Below are 13,547 nucleotides of genomic sequence, written 5' to 3' on the forward strand. Positions count from 1 at the left end.
GCGGGCACCTTCCCCCGCAGGCGGGGGAAGGGAAGCGGCGGGGGAAGGCTGGCGGGTGGGGGGAAGGGAGCGGGTCGCGACCGATCCGCCAGTCGCTCGGCGGCGCAGGCAAAAAGAAACCGGGAGGCTTGCGCGCTCCCGGTCTGCAGTACGTCGATGCGGCTGCACGCAACAACGGGCTCGCTTACATCCGGCTGACGGTCGCCACGGCCTGGGCCACATAGTCCAGGTTGCGCTGGCTCAGCGCGGCCACGCAGATGCGGCCGGTGCCGACGGCATAGATCGCGAACTCGTCGCGCAGGCGGTCCACCTGGGTCCGGGTCAGGCCCGAGTACGAGAACATGCCGGCCTGGCGCTGGATGAAGTCGAACTCCGGCGCACCCAGCGTGGCGAGTTTTTCCACCAGCCCTGCGCGCAGGGAATGGATGCGCTCGCGCATTTCGGTCAGTTCCTGTTCCCACACATCGCGTAGCTCCGGGCTGGTCAGCACGCCGGCCACCAGCGCAGCGCCATGCGTGGACGGGCTGGAGTAGATGGTGCGGATGATGCGCTTGACCTGCGACTGCACCGCCTTGGCTTCGGCCGCGGTGGCCGAGACCACCGACAGCGCGCCCACGCGCTCGCCATACAGCGAGAACGACTTGGAGTAGGAACTGGCGACCACGTAGCTATCGATGCCTTCGGCAGCCAGCAGGCGTACCGCATAGGCATCGGCTTCGATGCCCTGGTCGAAGCCCTGGTAGGCGATGTCGACGAACGGGAACAGGTTGCGCTCTTTCAACAGGCCGGCGACCTGCTTCCACTGCTCCTTGCTGAGGTCCGCGCCGGTGGGGTTGTGGCAGCAGGCGTGCAGCAGCACCACCGTGCCCGGCTCCAGCCTGGCCAGGTCGGCGAGCATGCCGTCGAAATTCAGGCCGTGGGTCGCCGCATCGAAGTAGGTGTAATCCACCACCTCGAAGCCGGCCGCGCCGAACACCGCGCGATGGTTTTCCCAACTGGGGTTGCTGATGGCGATGGTGGCGGTGGGCAACAGCTTCTTGAGCAGATCCGCACCCACGCGCAACGCGCCACTGCCGCCGACGGTCTGCGAGGTGGCCACGCGACCGGCCGCCAGCAGCGCCGACTCGGCGCCGAACAGCAGCTCCTGGGTGGTCTTGTCGTAGGCGGCCAGGCCGTCGATGGGCAGGTAGCCGCGCGGCTTGGCGTCCTGCGCGAGCTGCTGCTCGATCCTGTGCACGGCGCGCAGCAGCGGGATGCGGCCGTTCTCGTCGTAATAGATGCCCACGCCCAGGTTGACCTTGTTGGGGCGGCTGTCGGCGTTGTAAGCCTCGGTCAAGCCCAGGATGGGGTCGCCTGGAACCTGTTCCACGTTTGCAAAGAAGGACACGGCATGACTCGCTGAAGGACGAAAGAGTGGGGTGCTTCCGGATCGTTGCCCGCTGCGGGGCCAAACCAGCGCATCGTAGCAGGGCGCGGCGGGCGTGGCATGCTTCGTTCCGTACGCAACGATGCGGCAAAGGGACGGATAAGGGACACTACCTGCATGCCCAGACCCTCCCTGTTGGCCGCTGTCTGCGGCCTGTGCATGGCAAGTGTCGCCGCGCCTGCCTTGGCTGCCGATCCGGCCCCGCCCCCGCAGCGGCTGGCCGCCGTCCAGGTGGATGCCGCCCGCGTGCGCGGGGTGGACGATTTCGACCTGCCGGCGTCCTTTACCGTGGTGGCGGCCGACGACGACAACCGCCGCGGCGCGCAGGTGTCCGAGCTGCTGGACGGCATCCCCGGGCTGGTGGCGCGCGATCGCCAGAACTATGCGCAGGACACCCAGCTGTCGATCCGCGGCTTCGGCGCGCGCTCCACCTTCGGCGTGCGTGGGGTGCGGTTGTTGGTGGACGGCATCCCCGCCAGCATGCCGGACGGCCAGGGCCAGTTGTCGCATTTCAATGTGCTGGGTGCGCAGCGGGTGGAAGTGCTGCGTGGGCCGTTCTCGGCGCTGTACGGCAATTCCTCCGGCGGTGTGCTGCAGCTCTGGAGTGCCGATGGCGCTGCAGGCGACCCGTGGCGGTTGCGCGCCACCTACGGCAGCAATGCCACCGTCAACGTGGGCGCGCAGTTGCTCGGCCAGCAGGGCGCGGTGCATTACAACCTGGCCGCCAATCATTTCGAGACCGACGGCTTCCGCGACCACAGCCGCGCAAAGCGCGATTCGGTCAACGTCAAGCTGGGCTTCGACCTGGCGCCCGGCAGCCGGCTGGACCTGGTGCTCAACCATCTCGACGCGCCCGACGCGCAGGACCCGCTCGGCCTGACCCGCGCGCAGTTCAATGCCGATCCACGCCAGGCCACGGCGGTGGCCAGCCAGTTCAATACGCGCAAGTCGGTGCGCCAGTCGCAGGCCGGCGCCATCTTCACCCAGCAGTTCGACAGTCAGACGCTGCGGCTGATGGCCTACGGTGGCACCCGCAGCGTGGAGCAGTTCCTGGCGGTGCCGGTGGCCGTGCAGCGCAATCCGCTGCATGCCGGCGGGGTGATCGATCTGGACAGCAACTACGAAGGCGCCGACGCGCGCTGGGCCTGGCAGGGCGAGGCCCTGGGCCGGCCGCTGCAGTTCACCGTGGGTGCGAACGTCGATCGCCAGCGCCAGCACCGCACCGGCTACGAGAACTTCGTGGGCGACACGCTGGGCGTGAGAGGCGCGCTACGCCGCAACCAGCGCGACCGGGTGCAGAACGTGGACCAGTTCGCCCAGGCCTGGTGGCAGTGGAGCGCGCGCTGGTCGGCCTTGCTGGGTGTGCGCCATAGCGAAGTGCGCTTCGCGTCGGACGACCATTACATCGTGGGCCGCAATCCCGACGACAGCGGCCGGCGCGCGTATTCGGCCACCACGCCGGTGGCCGGCATCGTGTTCCGCGCCACCGACGATCTACGCTTTTACGCCTCGGCCGGGCGTGGTTTCGAAACCCCCACCTTCAACGAGTTGGGGTATCGCAACGACGGCGCGGCCGGGCTGGCGCTGGACCTGGGCGCGGCCACCAGCCGTAACTACGAGATCGGCAGCAAGTGGCGCGCGCAAAGCGGCGCGGCGCTGCAGCTGGCACTGTTCCGCGCCGACACCGACGACGAACTGGCGGTGGCCAGCAATACCAACGGGCGTAGCACCTTCCGCAACATCGGCGCCACCCGCCGCCAGGGTGCGGAGCTGAGCTGGCAGCAGCCCATCGGGCAGGGCCAGCAGCTGCAGCTGGCCTATACCTTCGTCGATGCCACGGTGCGCGATGGCTATCTGACCTGCGCCAGCAGCGGCTGCGCCGTGCCTGCCGCGCCGGTGGCCAGTGGCGCGCGTCTGCCCGGCGTGCCGCGGCAGCAGCTGTTCGCACGCTGGCAGTGGCAGCCGGCGCAGTGGCAGTTCGCCGCCGAATCGGTGGCCTCGGCCGCCACCGTGGTCAACGATCTGGCCACCGAACGCGCACCCGGCTATGCGCTGGTGAACCTGGAAGCCTCCAGGCGCTGGACCACCGCGCACGGGGCGCTGCGCACGTTTGCGCGTATCGACAACGCGTTGGACCGGCAATACGTGGGCTCGGTGATCGTCAACGACGGCAACGGGCGCTATGACGAGCCGGGCCCGGAGCGCACCTATACGGTCGGCCTGCAATGGGATTTTGGCGGCTGAGCAGGCCGCAGGCGGCGCGCGACCAACAACGCGCCCGCCATCCCCAAGGAGCACACCCGGGCGCGACGAAGCCGTCCCGACAACATGCCCCGCCACGCGGCCGCCACGGCAGCGCGCAGGTGCATCTCCAATAAAAAAAACGGCAGATCACGCCATGCTCGTCATCGATCGCGCCCCCGCAGGCTGGCTTCTCCTGCGCGAGGGCAACCGCGACTGGCCGGACATCCACTGCGCGATGTCGGTCACCGGCTTCTTGCTCCTGTTGCCTTTGAACGCGACCAAGCTCATCGATGTGTTGGCAGAGGCGCATGACGCGCCGCAGGATCTAAGACGGCAGCTTGAAATCGCGTCGCGCCATGCGAAGAAGGCTGTCGTCTCTCCGCATGTGCGTGATAGCGTTGCTCACTCATTCACTGCATGGAGCACGAAGATGGCAGCCTGGAAGCAAACGTCGATTGTGTCGGCAATGGTGGCCGGCCTGCTGGTCTGCAACGCAGCATGGGCCGATCACGTGGATCTGCGCAGCGTGCGCGACTACCCCGCGGGCGCGCCGGCCATTGCGCAGATCCACGGCTGGCTGCTGCAGCAATCCAGGGCCAGCGATCAGCCCAGGCAGGTGCCGCCACCGGCCACGCCTGCCGGCCTGGGCGCCGTGCGCGTCAGCAGAGTGTCCTTCGACAATCCGCTGGGTACGCGCACGGACGCGGCGTCCGACGCCGTCCCGTTGCCGGCGCGCGGCCGCCCGCGCGATGAGATCGCCATCGATGCCTGCAACGCCGGCCAGCGCTACCGCTGGGTGTACACCTGGCAGCACGCCAAACGTCCCGCCTGGCACCTACGCGCCTACCGCCAGCAGACCGTGGCCGACTGCAAGACCTTCCCGGAGCTGCCGATTGCGTTCGGGACAGACGCAGACTCCTGACGATTGCAGGTGATTGGCAAGGTCTCGCGGATGGCCGTGCAGGTGCATGCGCGTCGTGGGACGACGGATGGCCTGCTCTGATCCGCGCGTCGATCGTGCACGTTCGCTGGTATCGGCAAGAGACTTGAGCGCCGCTGTCGCGTGCATCGATGCCGACGGCCACCGTTGATGCATCGCCATCGCCATCGCTATCGCCATCGCTATCGCTATCGCTATCGCTATCGCTGCCGCAGCGCAGAGGCTGCGGCAGCAGCATGGGCGCACCCGCGCGATTTCCGATCCCCACAGCGATGACGCGCTGCAACGCATCTTCCAGCGGACGCGCATCGTGCCGCCTACCTCGCGATGACGCGGCGCAACAGCCCGTGCACTGACATTGCGCTAGCACATTCGGGGGTATACACGTGGCACCGCCATCCCCGCCGGAGACCACGATGAACGCGCAGCCCTCAACCAAGCCGCTCAACACCGATCCGCAGTCAGTCTTCAAGCCGCGCTATGACAACTTCATCGGTGGCAAGTGGGTGGCGCCGCACAGTGGCCAGTACTTTGACAACACCACGCCGATCAGCGGCAAGGTGTTCACTTCGATTGCGCGTTCCAACGCACAGGACATCGAAGCCGCACTGGATGCCGCGCATGCAGCCAAGGACGCGTGGGGCAAGACCTCCACCACCGAGCGTTCCAATGTATTGCTCAGGATCGCCGACCGCATCGAACAGAACACCGAATTGCTCGCGTATGCCGAGACCTGGGACAACGGCAAGCCGGTGCGCGAAACGCTCAATGCCGACGTTCCGCTATGCGTGGATCACTTCCGCTATTTCGCCGGCGCCATCCGCGCGCAGGAAGGCGGCATCTCCGAGATCGACAGCGACACCATCGCCTATCACTTCCATGAGCCGCTGGGTGTGGTGGGGCAGATCATTCCATGGAATTTCCCGCTGTTGATGGCCTGCTGGAAACTGGCGCCGGCGCTGGCCGCCGGCAACTGCGTGGTGATGAAGCCGGCCGAGCAGACGCCGGCATCCATCCTGGTGCTGATGGAGCTGATCGGCGATCTACTGCCGGCCGGCGTGTTGAACGTGGTCAACGGGTTCGGCCTGGAGGCCGGCAAGCCGCTGGCCAGCAATCCGCGTATCGCCAAGATCGCCTTCACCGGCGAAACCACCACCGGCCGGCTGATCATGCAGTACGCCAGCCAGAACCTGATTCCGGTGACGCTGGAGCTGGGCGGCAAATCGCCCAACATCTTCTTTGCCGATGTGATGGCCGAAGACGACGACTTTCTCGACAAGGCGGTGGAAGGCTTCGTGCTGTTCGCCTTCAATCAGGGCGAGGTGTGCACCTGCCCTTCGCGCGCGCTGATCCAGGAATCGATCTACGACAGGTTCATGGAAAAGGCGCTCGAGCGCGTGGCCGCGATCAAGCAGGGCAACCCGCTGGATCCCAACACCATGGTCGGTGCGCAGGCATCGAGCGAGCAGCTGGAAAAGATCCTCTCCTACATCGACATCGGCAAGCAGGAAGGTGCGCAAGTGTTGATCGGTGGCGAACGCAACACGCTCGATGGCGAGCTGGCCGAGGGCTTCTACGTCAAGCCCACCGTGTTCAAGGGCCACAACAAGATGCGCGTGTTCCAGGAAGAAATCTTCGGCCCGGTCGTCTCGGTCACCACCTTCAAGGACGAAGCCGAGGCGTTGGCGATTGCCAACGACACCTTGTACGGCCTGGGCGCCGGCGTCTGGAGCCGCGATGCCGCGCGGCTGTACCGCATGGGCCGCGCGATCCAGGCCGGCCGTGTGTGGACCAACTGCTATCACGCCTATCCGGCGCATGCTGCGTTCGGCGGCTACAAGCAATCGGGCATCGGCCGCGAGAACCACAAGATGATGCTCGACCACTACCAGCAGACCAAGAACCTGTTGGTGAGTTATTCGCCGAAGGCCTTGGGCTTCTTCTGAGGGCCGCGGCGTGACGCGTGGACGCGCTATCCCGGCGTCCACGTCCGCGCAAGCGAGCGTGGCACACCGGCTCGACACGCGGCGGCATGCGGGGCGGCAGCGTGGTCCCTGCCGCCCCGCACGGCACGCCCCGTCCGTGGGCCGCCTACATCGCCATGGCGCGATTGGTTTCGCGCGCGACGGGCTGCTCGACGCCTGCCGGCAGATCCTGCTGCAGCTTCTGCGTGGAGTGCGCCAGGGTCTGCTGCGTTGCCTGCTCGCGGTCGACATAGGCACGCCGGTGCGCCGGGTCGTCCACCCCCCCTTCCACCGCGAACAGGCCGTTGCCGGCCTTGTTGGCCACCACGTGGTCGATGCGCGATAGCCCGCTGATGCTGGCATCGTGCACCAGGGTACCCGCCGCCTGCTCCAGTTCCCGGCGATCCTTGAATCCGCCCGCAGCGCCGAGCCGTTCCAGCGCACCGACGGCCTGCTGATACATCGGGTAACGCGGGTGCGCCTGATCCGATAGCAGCGGGCCTGCGGTGTCGCTGCGTTGCTCCGGCACCGCGGCCGACTGCGCGGGCCGGCGCGGCTGGGCGTCTGCCAGCGCCTTGAAGGTCTCGCGGCCGGCGATGCCGTCGTCGCTCAGCTGATGATCGCGCTGGAAGGCCTTGACCGCCTGCTCGGTCCGGTCGCCGAACTTGCCATCGGTGCCCAACGGCTGGCCGCTGGCATCGGTGTAGCCCAGGGCATTCAGCCGCTCCTGCAATGCCTTCACTTCCGGGCCATGCTCCTTGTTGCGCAGCAGGCCGTCGGCCATCGGCGCCGCGCCCGCCGCAGTGGCCCCGACCGGTGCGGCAACCGTGCGGCCGTTGCCGGAGAGATGAGTGACCTGGGCCGGGCCGGTGAGATTGGGTTGCGCCGGCTGCGGGCGCTGCTCGCTGGTGATCGCACCGCTGCCGATATCGCGCACGTAACGCTCGGCCTGCGGCAGGTAGCCGGTATTGATGTCCACATGCACATGCTTGCCGAATGCGCTGGGGTTGCCCTTGTTGAAGCCGCCCTGGATTCCGATCGGCTGCCCGTACTCGATGCGGTCGCCGGCCTCGAGTTGGGTATTGCGCAGGTCCAGATGCCGGTACTGGGCGATCATTTCCCGGCTGGGATCGGAGGCCGGCTTGTCGTAGATCTGCACGATGCCGTTGCCCGGATCGATCCCCCCGACGTAGCCGCTGGCGATCGCCGGAACCGGCACCGCACTGGAATCGCCGATCTTCAACACGAAGTCCTTGGAGACGAAATAGTCGCCGTCGGCCGAGACGGTAGCCGTCCCGCGATAGTTGCCGAGCAGTTCCTCGCGATCCCCGTTGACGGTGGCATAGACACGTCCGGATTCGTTGCCGCGGGTGGGATGGTGGCGTTCGAGATCTTCATAGTCGTGGACGTGCTGGACGCCTCCCCCCACGGACTCCAGGATGCTGTACTTGGGCATGCGCAATCTCCTTGTCGATGTCGATGCAGCGAACGATCGCCGCGCCCCGGCGGGCCGGCGATCGGCCAATCACCGCAGATGCTGGGTCAACAGCCAGCACCGTTGCGTGTACTCGAACACATAGGCCTCCGGGGCGCCGAAGGTCCGGGTGACCTCGTCGTCGGCAGAGAACTCGGCCCTGACGAAATCCGCGCGCATGCGCTCGCCATCGGGCTTGAGGTCGAGCTTTACCCGCGCCATTTCGCCAGGTTCCTTGCCGGGTTCGTCATACGACCAGCGATAGTCGATCAGGGTCAGGCGGAACGGTTCGGCTGGCCGGTCCACCCGCCTGGACGGGTCGCGCAGATCGCGCTCTTCGATGGTGGGAGCGCTGTAGGCGGCCCGCACTGCCGGATCGCTCACGATGGTCTCGAAGAAGGCGGCAAACCCGTCTGCATTGCGGGCGCAGGCTTCCAGCGGAAGCGGCGGGCGGTTGGCGGGTGGCGTGGCCGCCGCCTGCGCCGATGTGGCGGCCGCGGCAGTGGGCGCGGCAGGCGAGGTGGCCTGTGCGGTGGCAGCAGGCTGCGATGCGTTGCAGCCCTGCATCAGCAGCGCGAGCACGGTGGCGGTCAACAGGCGTGGGGTCATGGGATGGCGTCCGTTTCCAGGAGGTCTGCAAGCGTAAAGCACCGGCTTGTCGCCGCCGTGTAAACCGAACGCGACCATGGATCGGTAGCCGCATCGGCCGCACGGCGTGCAGCGCACCTGGAGCGATGCGTGCGCGAGCCGGCGCGCTGTCGCGGCAGTGTCCTCGCCCTGGCGCGCCGCCACCGCCGACCCCAGGCGTGCGTGCAGGCTGACCCATACCGCGCACGCCTAGACACGCTGCTGCGGCGCACAGGCGTATCGTGCCTGCCGGGCCGACCCGGGCCCGCCGCAGGAGAACGCGATGCACGACACCGTAGCGCAGAGCGATCCACCAGCGCAGGTGATGGCGACACTGGCGGCCTTGCAGCTGATCGACACCCTGCGCGCGCGACACGGCGATCTGCTGTTCCATCAATCCGGCGGATGCTGCGACGGCTCCTCGCCGATGTGTTTTGCGGTGGGCGATTTCATCGTCGGCGACCGCGATGTCCTGCTGGGCGAAATCGGCGGCGCGCCGTTCTACATCAGCCCATCGCAGTTCGCGTACTGGAAGCATACCCAGCTGATCATCGATGTGGTGCCGGGGCGCGGCGGCATGTTCTCGCTGGAAAATGGCGAAGGTGTGCGCTTCCTGGTGCGCTCGCGCTTGTTCAGCGATGCGCAGATGCAGCAACTGGAGGCAGCCGGCCGGGTGTGAACGCAGGGCCGGCGCCGGGTCTCAGGCGATGGCGCGCCCGGCGCGGCATTCCGAGACGGCAGGTAGCTACGGCGTGTATGGCACCGGCGTTGCTGTCCGCTCGAAGTGCGCCGCGATGCAAGTGCCGTGATTGGCGCACACACCGCAGCGCGCGGATGCCGCTAGGGCGCGCTGCCTGGCATCTTGCTGCCCGGTGTCTTGGCAGGGGTGGTGTCGTCGGCGGGAATCAGGGTGTCGGGCGCGTCGCCCGCGCCCCGGTCTTCGTAGTGCTCGGCATCGCGCTTGCCGCGTTGTTCGCCCGGCTGTGCGGGCTGGTCGCGAAGAGGGTCGCGGGACATGGCAGAACTCCTGATTGGACAGGCACCCAGTTCACCGCCGCACCGGTGAAGGGCACGCAAATCGCGCAATGCATGCGGATTTCTCACGCATGGCTCACGGTTCCGGCGTTACTCCTGTGGCCCCCCGATGCATTGCCGTGGAGCAGACCCATGCGCCCCCAGGATCGCCGCCCCGATCGACGCCTGTTCCGTGCCCATGCCGATCCCACGTCATCGCCACCGTTGCCGCGCCGGCGGGCCGCGCACGAGACCGCGGGCATCGCGCAGGATTTCCGCTGCTACAGCCGTGCCGATTATCAGCGCCGCCGTCGCCGCGGCGGGCCGACCTGGCGCGATCTCTGCCCGGCCTACGCGTTCGCGCGCATCACCCACGCCGCCGATTGGCCACGTGGCGCCGATGCCTACTGCGAACAGGCGTTGGCGGCGCAATGGGAAAGCATGCGCGGCGCCTCCCGGCTCGACTGGGCACATGTGCGCAACATCGTCGAGGACGCCTGGCTGGCGCTGGACCATATTCCCGATGCGGCAATTCATGGGGCGTCGCACTGATGGCGCGGCCGATCTGGACCGGAACGCTGTCCTTTGGCCTGCTGAACGTGCCGGTGTCGCTGATGTCCGGCGAGCGCAAGGTCGACCTGCATTTCCGCATGCTCGACTCGCGCGACAAGAAGCCCATCCGCTTCGAGCGCGTCAATGCCGAGACCGGCGACGAGGTGCCCTGGAAGGAGATCGTCAAGGCATTCGAATACGACAAGGGCAGCTATGTCATCGTCGAGGAGCAGGACATCCGTTCGGCGGCACCGGAAAGCCATGAGACGGTGGAGGTGGAAACCTTCGTCGATGCTGCCGACATCGACCCGCGCTATTTCGAAAAGCCCTACATCCTGGTGCCGGGCAAGAAGGCGGAGAAAGGCTACGTGCTTCTGCGCGAAACCTTGCGCGACACCGCCAAGGTCGGCATCGCCAAGGTGGTCATCCGCACCCGCGAATACCTGGCCGCGGTGATGCCGCAGGGCGATGCCTTGATCCTGCTGCTGCTGCGCTATCAGCAGGAAGTGGTGGACCCGCAGGACTACAAACTGCCGGCCGGCGCGGTGGGCGACTACCGCATCACGCCCAAGGAGCAGGAAATGGCCAGGCAGTTGATCGAGTCGATGTCCGGCACCTGGCAGCCGGAGGACTATCACGACGAATTCCGCGGCAAGCTGGAAAAGATACTGCGCAAGCGCATCCAGGAAAAAGGCGGCACCACCAGGGTGGACAGCGAGCCGCCGCAACGGGAAGACGCCACCACCAACGTGGTGGATTTCATGTCGCTGCTGCAGAAGAGCCTGCAGGCCAACACGCGCACGCCAGCCAAGAAGGCCGGTGCAGCGCCTTCCGCCCCGGCGGCGAAAAAGGCCGGTACCAAGAAGGCGACGAAGAAGGCCACCCGCAAGACCGCAGGCAAGGCGGCCAAGAAGACGGCGGCAAAATCCGCACCGCGCCGCAAGGCCGGGTAGCCGATGGCCGCGCGTAAGCCAGTCGCCCGGCGCCGCGGGCTCCACCCTGCGGACACGGCAGAACCGCTGCGGCCTGCAGGGCACAAGACCGACGAACAACGCTGGCACGCCCGCGCGCTGGCGCTGGACAACGCCCGCGACCGCGTCTGCCCTGGCGGCTTGCGTGCGCAGCTGACGCTGTTGCGCGACCAGGCGCCGGATGGCGATGCATGGCTGCACGAGATCAAGTGGGACGGATACCGTGTGCTGGCCGATCTGATCGACGGCAAGGTGCAGTTGCGCTCGCGTAACGATCAGGCCTGGACCGACCGGTTCTCCGAGGTGGCCGACGCGGTCCGGGCGTTGCCCGTGCGCGATGTGCGGCTGGATGGCGAGCTAGTGGTGCTGGATGCGCAGGGGCGCAGCGATTTTTCGGCATTGCAGGCGGCGCTCGACGGCAGTGCCCGGCGCGCGCTGCGCTACATCGTGTTCGATCTGCTCGGCGTGGCGGGCGTGGATCTGCGCGAGACACCGCTGCTGCAACGCAAGCAGTTGCTGCGCGCGCTACTGGGCGAGGCGCCGGGCATCCTGGCCTATAGCGACCATGTGATCGGGCGCGGCCCGGACGTGTTCGCCGCCAGCGCCGGCAAAGGGTGGGAGGGCATCGTCAGCAAGCGGATCGATGCGCGCCATCAGGGCGGGCGCAGCGCGGACTGGGTCAAGACCAAGCACGCCGACAGCGACGAGTTCGTGGTGGTGGGTTATACCGAACCGAAGGGCGCGCGCAGCGGCTTCGGCGCATTGCTGCTGGCCGACAAGGATGGGCAGTCGCTGCGCTACGTCGGCCGTGTCGGCACCGGCTTCGATGCGGCGTTGCTGGCGCACATCACCGCACAACTGCAGGCCCTGCACAGCGACACCCCCACCGTTTCCCTGCCTGCGCACGTTCACGGGCAACCACGCGATGTACGTTGGGTGCGGCCGGTGTTGATCGCCGAGGTCGCCTTTCGTGGCTGGGCCAGTCAGGGCCTGCTGCGGCAGGCCGCATTCAAGCGCCTGCGCGAGGACAAGCCGATCGACGAGCTGGGAGGCGACCGGGTCGCGCCGGGCAAGCCGCGTGCTGCACGTCGGAGCAGTGTCGTGACCAAGGCCACCGCGCTCGCACGCAAGGCGGCGACGAAGCAGACCTCCAGAACGACAGTGGAAGCATCCACCAGGACCACCAGCCAACGCGTACGGTCGACGGCATCGAAGACGATCGCGACAGCCAAAGCGAAGGCATCCAGGTCCGCCGGGTCCATATCCACATCCACGTCGACCGATGGCGTCACCATCACCCATCCCGAACGTGTGGTGTTTCCCGCCTTGGGCATCAGCAAGGGCGATGTGGCCGGGTACTACCGCGCAGTGGCGCCGCTGGTGCTGGCAGAGATCGCACGGCGGCCGCTGTCGCTGCTGCGCTGCCCCGATGGCGTCGGCGGCGACTGCTTCTTCCAGAAGCATCAGGGCCGCCAGCTGGGTGCGCATATCGAGGCGATTGCGCTCCGGCAGAAAAGCGGCAGCGAGGACTACCTGTACATCGAAGATGTAGCCGGCCTGCTCGAGCTGGTGCAGATGAACACGCTGGAGCTGCATCCGTGGGGCGCGGGCATCGACGACCCGGAGCATCCGGACCGGCTGGTGTTCGATCTGGATCCCGGCGACGGCGTTGCCTGGAAGGAGGTCGTGGCTGCCGCGCGCGAGATCCGCAGCAAGCTGCGTGCAGCCGGGCTGGAAAGCGCGGTGCGCCTGTCTGGCGGCAAGGGCCTGCACGTGGTGGTGCCGATCGTGCCCGCAGCGAGCTGGGATCAGGCGCGCGATTTTTGCGAAGCCTTTGCGCAGGCGCTTGCCACGCAGGCGCCGGAGCGCTATGTGGCGACCATGAGCAAGGCCAGGCGCGAAGGCGTGATCTTTATCGACTGGCTGCGCAACGGGCGCGGCAATACCAGTGTGTGTTCGTGGTCGCTGCGCGCGCGCGAGAAGGCCACCGTGGCGGTGCCGCTGCGCTGGGAAGAGCTGGGCAAGCTCGCCGGGCCGGATGCATTTTCGATGGACAAGGCCCGGCAGCGTGCCAGGCGCCAGCGCAATCATCCCTGGGCCAGCGTGCTGACGCTCAAGCAGTCTCTACCCGGCGAGCTGCCAGGCACAGAGCGCGCTGCCGGGAACACGGCATCCTGATGGCAACGCATACCCCGTAGAAGCTTGCCTGCACGCGACGGCCTTCCCGGTAAGGTCCGGTCGCACTTTGGCGCGCTGCTACACAGACTGCGGCATCGATCGTGCTATGGGTTGCGTCTGTTGAACGGCTTCCCCAGACAGCTAAACGGCTTCCCCA

11 protein-coding genes are annotated in these 13,547 nt (G+C 67.3%); 7 read left to right on the plus strand and 4 right to left on the minus strand.

Features of this window, described 5'->3' with window-relative positions:
- Positions 1-184: 184 nt before the first annotated feature.
- Positions 185-1,387, minus strand: a complete 1,203-nt coding sequence (locus tag LL964_RS18030) for an amino acid aminotransferase (RefSeq protein ID WP_104588691.1) — start codon at positions 1,385-1,387, stop codon at positions 185-187.
- A 156-nt stretch (positions 1,388-1,543) separates the two neighbouring features.
- On the opposite strand from LL964_RS18030, the gene LL964_RS18035 reads away from it, so the two are divergent.
- From LL964_RS18035 to adh, 3 genes are all read left to right on the plus strand, one after another.
- Positions 1,544-3,670: a TonB-dependent receptor family protein gene (locus LL964_RS18035; RefSeq protein ID WP_167395437.1), complete on the plus strand. Its 2,127-nt coding sequence runs from the start codon at positions 1,544-1,546 to the stop codon at positions 3,668-3,670.
- A 154-nt stretch (positions 3,671-3,824) separates the two neighbouring features.
- Positions 3,825-4,592, plus strand: a complete 768-nt coding sequence (locus tag LL964_RS18040; protein ID WP_167395436.1) for a hypothetical protein — start codon at positions 3,825-3,827, stop codon at positions 4,590-4,592.
- 434 nt (positions 4,593-5,026) lie between these two features.
- Positions 5,027-6,556 (plus strand): aldehyde dehydrogenase, encoded by a 1,530-nt coding sequence (adh, locus tag LL964_RS18045; RefSeq protein ID WP_104588688.1) that lies wholly within the window; start codon positions 5,027-5,029, stop codon positions 6,554-6,556.
- A 145-nt stretch (positions 6,557-6,701) separates the two neighbouring features.
- On the opposite strand, the gene LL964_RS18050 is transcribed toward adh, so the two are convergent.
- Together LL964_RS18050 and LL964_RS18055 are read right to left on the minus strand one after the other, a co-directional pair.
- The gene (locus LL964_RS18050) at positions 6,702-8,030 is read right to left on the minus strand and encodes an XVIPCD domain-containing protein (RefSeq protein WP_104588687.1); all 1,329 of its coding nucleotides are present in this window, start codon (positions 8,028-8,030) and stop codon (positions 6,702-6,704) included.
- Positions 8,031-8,099: 69 nt separating this feature from the next.
- Positions 8,100-8,657, minus strand: a complete 558-nt coding sequence (locus LL964_RS18055; protein ID WP_104588686.1) for a hypothetical protein — start codon at positions 8,655-8,657, stop codon at positions 8,100-8,102.
- Between the two features lie 301 nt (positions 8,658-8,958).
- Between LL964_RS18055 and LL964_RS18060 the strand changes: the two genes are divergently transcribed.
- Positions 8,959-9,354, plus strand: coding sequence for a DUF779 domain-containing protein (locus LL964_RS18060; RefSeq protein ID WP_104588685.1), 396 nt, complete (start codon positions 8,959-8,961; stop codon positions 9,352-9,354).
- Positions 9,355-9,515: 161 nt separating this feature from the next.
- Here LL964_RS18060 and LL964_RS18065 read toward each other — a convergent pair whose 3' ends face one another.
- Positions 9,516-9,692 (minus strand): hypothetical protein, encoded by a 177-nt coding sequence (locus LL964_RS18065; RefSeq protein WP_167395435.1) that lies wholly within the window; start codon positions 9,690-9,692, stop codon positions 9,516-9,518.
- A gap of 150 nt (positions 9,693-9,842) precedes the next feature.
- Here LL964_RS18065 and LL964_RS18070 point away from each other — a divergent pair, with 150 nt between their 5' ends.
- Genes LL964_RS18070 through ligD form a run of 3 tightly spaced genes read left to right on the plus strand, consistent with a single transcriptional unit; the run spans position 9,843 to position 13,390 of the window.
- Positions 9,843-10,241, plus strand: coding sequence for a hypothetical protein (locus LL964_RS18070; protein ID WP_104588684.1), 399 nt, complete (start codon positions 9,843-9,845; stop codon positions 10,239-10,241).
- Entirely contained in the window at positions 10,241-11,194 is a 954-nt protein-coding gene (ku, locus tag LL964_RS18075; protein ID WP_104588683.1) for a non-homologous end joining protein Ku, read from the plus strand. Before LL964_RS18070 ends, ku begins: the two co-directional genes overlap by 1 nt.
- 3 nt (positions 11,195-11,197) lie before the next feature.
- Positions 11,198-13,390: a DNA ligase D gene (gene ligD / locus LL964_RS18080; protein WP_104588682.1), complete on the plus strand. Its 2,193-nt coding sequence runs from the start codon at positions 11,198-11,200 to the stop codon at positions 13,388-13,390.
- Positions 13,391-13,547 lie beyond the last annotated feature (157 nt).

This window comes from Xanthomonas melonis, assembly GCF_020783655.1.
In the GTDB taxonomy this organism is placed as follows: domain Bacteria; phylum Pseudomonadota; class Gammaproteobacteria; order Xanthomonadales; family Xanthomonadaceae; genus Xanthomonas; species Xanthomonas melonis.

What these genes read in the sequence shown, in the direction of transcription:
- LL964_RS18035 (WP_167395437.1), top strand. Translation starts at nt 1,544, where the DNA reads ATGCCCAGACCCTCCCTGTTGGCCGCTGTCTGCGGCCTGTGCATGGCA.
- LL964_RS18040 (WP_167395436.1), top strand. Translation starts at nt 3,825, where the DNA reads ATGCTCGTCATCGATCGCGCCCCCGCAGGCTGGCTTCTCCTGCGCGAG.
- adh (WP_104588688.1), top strand. Translation starts at nt 5,027, where the DNA reads ATGAACGCGCAGCCCTCAACCAAGCCGCTCAACACCGATCCGCAGTCA.
- LL964_RS18050 (WP_104588687.1), bottom strand. Translation starts at nt 8,030, where the DNA reads ATGCCCAAGTACAGCATCCTGGAGTCCGTGGGGGGAGGCGTCCAGCAC.
- LL964_RS18055 (WP_104588686.1), bottom strand. Translation starts at nt 8,657, where the DNA reads ATGACCCCACGCCTGTTGACCGCCACCGTGCTCGCGCTGCTGATGCAG.
- LL964_RS18060 (WP_104588685.1), top strand. Translation starts at nt 8,959, where the DNA reads ATGCACGACACCGTAGCGCAGAGCGATCCACCAGCGCAGGTGATGGCG.
- LL964_RS18065 (WP_167395435.1), bottom strand. Translation starts at nt 9,692, where the DNA reads ATGTCCCGCGACCCTCTTCGCGACCAGCCCGCACAGCCGGGCGAACAA.
- LL964_RS18070 (WP_104588684.1), top strand. Translation starts at nt 9,843, where the DNA reads ATGCGCCCCCAGGATCGCCGCCCCGATCGACGCCTGTTCCGTGCCCAT.
- ku (WP_104588683.1), top strand. Translation starts at nt 10,241, where the DNA reads ATGGCGCGGCCGATCTGGACCGGAACGCTGTCCTTTGGCCTGCTGAAC.
- ligD (WP_104588682.1), top strand. Translation starts at nt 11,198, where the DNA reads ATGGCCGCGCGTAAGCCAGTCGCCCGGCGCCGCGGGCTCCACCCTGCG.